Source organism: Alsobacter sp. R-9, assembly GCF_054612375.1.
The window spans coordinates 1-5,952 of sequence record NZ_JBTSWJ010000033.1 but is presented as its reverse complement, the minus strand read 5'-3'; the positions used below and the strand labels follow the sequence as shown (position 1 = coordinate 5,952).

The following is a 5,952-nucleotide window of genomic DNA, read 5'->3' as shown; positions in this document are numbered from 1 at the left end:
ATGACAAGGCTCCTTTCCAGAAGCCTTGAATCAGCATCGCCACCGCGCCGCTAGACCTTATTGAGTACAGACCCTAGGGCGCCGGCCCGCCCTTCGCCCTCAGCCGGAGAACACCACCGTGCGGTGGCCGTTGAGGATGACGCGGTCGTCGAGGTGGTCGGCCAGCGCGCGGGCCAGCACGCGCCGCTCGATGTCGCGGCCCTTGCGCACGAGATCGTCGGGCGTGTCGCGGTGGCTGATGCGCTCGACGTCCTGCTCGATGATCGGGCCCTCGTCGAGGTCCGACGTGACGTAGTGCGCCGTGGCGCCGATCAGCTTCACGCCGCGGTCGTGCGCCTGGTGGTACGGCTTGGCGCCCTTGAAGCCCGGCAGGAACGAGTGGTGGATGTTGATGCACCGCCCGGTGAGCTTCGCGGCGAGGCCGTCCGACAGCACCTGCATGTAGCGGGCGAGCACGACGACCTCGGTGCCGGTCGCCTTCACCAGTTCCCAGAGCTGGGTTTCCTGCTCCAGCTTGGTCTGCTTCGTCACCGGCAGGTGGTGGAAGGGGATGTCGTCGAAATCGGTCGTGCCGTAGACCTCGCGCGGGTGGTTGGAGACGACGGCGGTGACGTCCATCGCCAGCTCGCCGATGCGGCGGCGGTAGAGCAGGTCGACGAGGCAGTGGTCGAACTTCGAGGCGAGCAGCATCACCTTGCGCCTTTCGGCCCGGTCGCGCAGCGACCAGTCCATGCCGAACCGGTCGGCGATGGGCGCGAACCCCGTCCGCAGCGCCGCCGCTTCGGCCGTCGCGTTCACCGGGTTGAAGACCACCCGCATGAAGAAGCGGTTGGTCTCGGTGTCATCGAACTGCTGGGCGTCGAGGATGTTGCAGCCGGCCTCGAACAGGAAGGTCGACACGGCCGCCACGATGCCGGGGCGGTTGGGGCAGGCGAGCTTGAGCACGAAGACGTCGGGCATCGCAGGATCCGTCTGGATGGTCGGGCGGCGTCGCAGAGACACCTTCCTCCTCGCTCTAGCCCAGAATGCCCCTGCCTGGATACCGCAGTGCGGCATCCGCATGCGCGTTTGCGAAGTGCCGAGGGCCGTGGAGCGTCGGCGAGGATGTCCAGATCCCCTTCCCGCGCCTGCGGCGCGCCGGGGATGACACCGTGGGGTCACGCAGCGTCGGGTCGCCAATGCCTCATCTGTCCCGCCGTCACTCCCGGCGGCCGGCATTGCCGGCCGGGAAGGGGATCCGGAGATGGTGCTGCGGGAGGGGGCATCAATGGAAATCCCGGCTCTTCGGCAGCACGCGCACGTTGCGCGGGTGGCGGTGGCCGCCGGCGGCGCGGTTCTCGGGGATGGGGCGGCGGACCTCGTCGGCGTTGGCGAGGGGGACGGGCATGTCCTCGCGCGACAGGCGGGAGAGGTCGGCGGTGCGGTCGACGAGGCGCTCGGCGACGAGGTGGACGATGCCTTCCCGGCTGCGCTGGATGCGGCCCTGCACCTCGATGAGGCGGGCGCCCATGACCTCGCGGCGGAAGCGCTCGCGCAGCGTCGGCCAGACGACGCAGTTGGCGATGCCGGTCTCGTCCTCGATGGTCATGAACACGACGCCCTTGGCGCTGCCCGGCTGCTGACGCACCAGCACCACGCCGCAGGCCTTGACGCGCCGCCCGTCGCCCTGGGCCTGCACCGTCGTGCAGTCGACGATGCCCTCGTGCGCCAGCAGGGGGCGCAGGAAGCCGACGGGGTGGCTCTTCAGGGACAGGCGCAGCGTCTGGTAGTCGGCGACGACGTGCTCGGGCATCGGCATGGCCGGCAGGGTGACCAGCGGCTCCTCGGCGAGCTCCGCCGCGCCGGCCGCCTCGAAGAGCGGCAGCGCCACGGCGTCCGGCAGGCGGCGCACCGCCCAGGCGGCCTCGCGCCGGTCGAGCCCCATGGAGCGCATGGCGTCCGCCTCGGCGAGCCTGACGAGCGCCGCCTTCGGCAGTCCGCCGCGCCGCTGCAGGCTCTCCACCGTGGCGTAGAAGCCGTCGCGCCGCGCCACGAGGCGCTCCGCCCACTCCTCGCGGAAGCCGTCGATCTGGCGCAAGCCGAGCCGCAGCGCGAGCGTGCCGTCCTCCCGCTCCTCCAGCGTGTTGTCGAAGGCGCTGGCGTTGACGTCGGGCGGCCGCGCCTCGACGCCGTGCTGCACGGCGTCGCGCACGATCTGCGCCGGTGCGTAGAAGCCCATCGGCTGGCTGTTGAGCAGCGCCGCCGCGAAGGCGGCCGGGTGGTGGCACTTGAGCCAGGAGGAGGCATAGACGAGCAGCGCGAAGGAGGCCGCGTGGCTCTCCGGGAAGCCGTACTCGCCGAAGCCCTCGATCTGCTGGAAGCAGCGCGCCGCGAAGTCCGCGTCGTAGCCGCGCCGCACCATGCCCTCCACCATCTTCTGCTGGAACAGGTGGATGGTGCCGACACGCCGGAACGTCGCCATGGCGCGGCGCAGCTTGTTGGCCTCGTCGGGCGTGAACTTCGCCGCCTCGATGGCGATGCGCATCGCCTGCTCCTGGAACAGCGGCACGCCGAGCGTCTTGCCCAGCACCCGCTCCAGCTCGTCCGGCGGCCCGTGCTCCGGCGAGGGGCGGGGGAACACGACCCGCTCCTTGTTCTGCCGGCGGCGGAGATAGGGATGCACCATGTCGCCCTGGATCGGGCCCGGGCGCACGATGGCGACCTCGATGACGAGGTCGTAGAAGCGCTCGGGCTTGAGGCGCGGCAGCATGTTCATCTGCGCCCGGCTCTCCACCTGGAACACGCCGAGCGAGTCCGCCCTCTGCAGCATGGCGTAGACGGCGGGGTCCTCGCGCGGGACGGTGGCGAGCTCGAGGTCGGCGACGCCGTGCCCGCGCATGAGGTCGAAGGCCTTGCGGATGCAGGTGAGCATGCCCAGCGCCAGCACGTCGACCTTCATGATGCCGAGCGCGTCGATGTCGTCCTTGTCCCACTCGATGAAGGTGCGGTCGGGCATCGCGGCGTTGCCGATGGGCACCGTCTCGTCGAGCCGGCCGCGCGTCAGCACGAAGCCGCCCACGTGCTGCGACAGGTGGCGCGGGAAGCCGATGACCTGCATGGCGAGGTCGACGGCGCGGCCGATCATCGGGTTGCCGGGGTCGAGCCCGGCCTGGCGCACCTGCGTCTCGTCGAGCCCCTTGCCCCAGCTGCCCCACACGGTGTTGGCGAGCGCCGCGGTGACGTCCTCGGTGAGGCCGAGCGCCTTGCCGACGTCGCGGATGGCGCTGCGGGCGCGGTAGCTGATGACGGTGGCGGCTAGCCCGGCCCGCTCGCGGCCGTAGCGCTGGTAGATCCACTGGATCACCTCCTCGCGCCGCTCGTGCTCGAAGTCGACGTCGATGTCGGGCGGCTCGCGCCGCTCGGCCGAGACGAAGCGCTCGAACAGGAGGTCGATCTCGGTGGGATCGACGGCGGTGACGCCGAGGCAGTAGCACACCGCCGAGTTCGCCGCCGAGCCGCGCCCCTGGCACAGGATGCCGAGGCCGCGCGCATGGGCGACGATGTCGTTGACGGTGAGGAAATAGGGCGCGTAGCCGAGCTGTCCGATGAGCGCCAGCTCCTTCTCCAGCGTGTCGCGCACGCGCGCCGGCACGCCGCCGGGATAGCGCCGCGCGGCGCCTTCCCAGGTGAGTTCGACGAGGTGCTGCTGCGGCGACACGCCGGGCGGCACCGGCTCGTCCGGGTACTCGTAGCGCAGCTCGTCCAGCGAGAAGCGGCAGCGCTCCAGGAACCGCAGCGTCTCCGCGACCGCCCCCGGCAGGTGGCGGAACAGCCGCGCCATCTCGTCGCCGTCCTTGAGGTGGCGCTCGGCGTGGGCCTCCAGCCGCCGCCCGGCCGTCTCGATGGTGACGTGCTCGCGGATGCAGGCGAGCACGTCCTGCAGGGGGCGCCGCTCGGGCCCATGGTAGAGCGCGTCGTTGGACGCCATCGCCGGCACGCCCGCGGCGGCGGCGAGGCCGGCGAGCGTGGCGAGCCGCCGGCGGTCGGCCCCGGCATGGGGCATGGTGGCGAGGAGCCATGTCGACCCCGGCGCCGCCCGCGCCACCACGGCGAGCGCGTCGGCGAGGCGCGCCGCCTGCGCCGGGGCGAGCCGGCGCGGCGGCACCACGGCGAGGTTGAGCCCGCCGGGATGCCCCTCCAGCGCCGCCAGCAGGTCCGGCAAAGCGAGGATGCAGCCGCCCTTCTCCGCTCGCCGCTTGCCCAGCGTGATCAGCCGCGACAGCCGGCCCCACCCGGCGCGGTCGGTCGGGTAGGCGAGGATGTCGGGCGTGCCGTCGGCGAAGGCGAGCCGCGCCCCCACGGCGAGCCTGAGCCCGTCCTTCCCCGCCTCGGTCTCGCGCATCGCCACGTGCGCGCGCACCACCCCGGCCAGCGTGTTGGTGTCGGCGACGCCGATGCCCGCAAGCCCCAGCCGCGCCGCCTGCGCCACCATCTCCTCCGGGTGCGAGGCCCCGGTGAGGAAGGTGAAGTTCGTCGTGACCCCGAACTCGGCGAAGGCGGTCATGGCCGCACGCCCGCGCGTCGCCGCCGGGCATCTCGTTCGCCCCCGGCGCCCCCCACCCCTGGCTCCTCCCCACGAGGGGGAGGGGGAGTGGAGAGATCGCGGGTGTCCGGCGGAAAATGAGGGAGATCGGTCGTGGAGCACTCATCGACATGTGGACGCCTGTCCGATCCAGCCGGCCCCTGCGTCTCCACCCGCTCCTCGGGCCGCCGCCTCTCCGCCTCCCCTCCCCCCCGTGGGGAGGGGCTGGGGGTGGGGGGTGCCGGGTCGGTACGCATCGCCTTGCTCATGCGAACAGTCCGTGCAGGAACCAGCGCGGAGCCGTGGTCTCGCGGCTCCACAGGCCTTCGCGGAAGAGCCAGAAGCGGCGGCCGGCCTCGTCCTCGACGCGGAAGTAGTCGCGGGTCGGCGGCGCGTCGCCCGTGGCGCGCCACCATTCGGGCGCGATGCGCTCCGGGCCCTCGGCGCGGTGGACGGCGTGGACGACGCGCCGCCAGCGGAAACGGACGGGCGGCCCGTCCGGCACCTCGGCGACGGCCTCGATCCGCTCCGGCGGATCGACGAGGCGGATGGGGCGGGACGGCGGCTCGCCGGCGATCGTCCAGTCCGCCCAGCCGGGGCCCGGTCCTGCGTCGCGCCCCTGCGCGGCCGGCCGGGCGAGGCCCTGCACCGGCTCCGCCAGGCAGGCGCGCTCGGGCACGTGCGACTCCTGTGGCGACAGCGCCAGCACGCGCCGGCGCCCGAAGCGGGCGGCCAGCCGGTCGGCGAGGTCGGCCAGCGCCTCCTCGTCGTCCCCGGCGGCGTCGAGGCCCGTCTGCACGGCGTCCATGCGCTCCACCGCGAGGGCGCCGAGCCGCATGACGTCGAAGCCGAAGCCGGGGTCGACGGGATCGGCCAACGAGTCGAGCACCTCGCGGTAGAGGCGCAGCACGGTGGCGGGGTCTCGCACCGGGCGGCCGGTGGCCACCGGCAGGCGGCGTACCGCCCCGTCGGCCCGGAAGAACACCAGCTCGAGCCGCCGCGCCCCCTCGCCGCGCCGCTGCAGGATGCCCGCGAGGTCGCCGGCAAGCGCCAGGATCGAGCGGTGGAGGTCGTCGGCATGGCCGATGGGTTCGGCGAAGCGCCGCTCGGCCGTGCAGGCGGGCAGCGGCCGGCGCGGCGCGATCGGCTCCTCGGCGCGCCCCAGCGCCCGGTCGAGACGGTCGATCAGGGCCGTGCCGAAGCGGGCGGCGAGCGGGCCGCGCGCCCGCTCCGCGAGGTCGCCGACGGTCTTCAGGCCGAGCCGCCCGAGCGCGGCGGCGATGGCCGGGTCGATGGCGAGCGCGGCCACCGGCAGCGGCGACACCGCCGCCGCCTCGCCGCCCGGCGGCACGATGAGGCCGCGGCCGGCGTCCGGCGCGAAGCGCGCCATG

The 5,952-nt window shown here is 73.4% G+C and carries 3 protein-coding genes; all 3 read right to left on the bottom strand.

From position 1 onward, the window contains the following. Positions 1–99 precede the first annotated feature (99 nt). Positions 100–960, bottom strand: coding sequence for a formyltetrahydrofolate deformylase (gene purU / locus ACX9GQ_RS24905; RefSeq protein WP_459632300.1), 861 nt, complete (start codon positions 958–960; stop codon positions 100–102). 304 nt (positions 961–1,264) lie between these two features. Then, positions 1,265–4,543, bottom strand: a complete 3,279-nt coding sequence (locus tag ACX9GQ_RS24900; protein ID WP_459632299.1) for an error-prone DNA polymerase — start codon at positions 4,541–4,543, stop codon at positions 1,265–1,267. Between the two features lie 283 nt (positions 4,544–4,826). Then, positions 4,827–5,952: DinB/UmuC family translesion DNA polymerase (locus ACX9GQ_RS24895; RefSeq protein ID WP_459632298.1), on the bottom strand; the 1,126-nt coding region annotated here is incomplete at its 5' end.

Coding starts and splice junctions, on each gene's coding strand:
- ACX9GQ_RS24900 (WP_459632299.1), bottom strand. CDS start 4,543: ATGACCGCCTTCGCCGAGTTCGGGGTCACGACGAACTTCACCTTCCTC.
- purU (WP_459632300.1), bottom strand. CDS start 960: ATGCCCGACGTCTTCGTGCTCAAGCTCGCCTGCCCCAACCGCCCCGGC.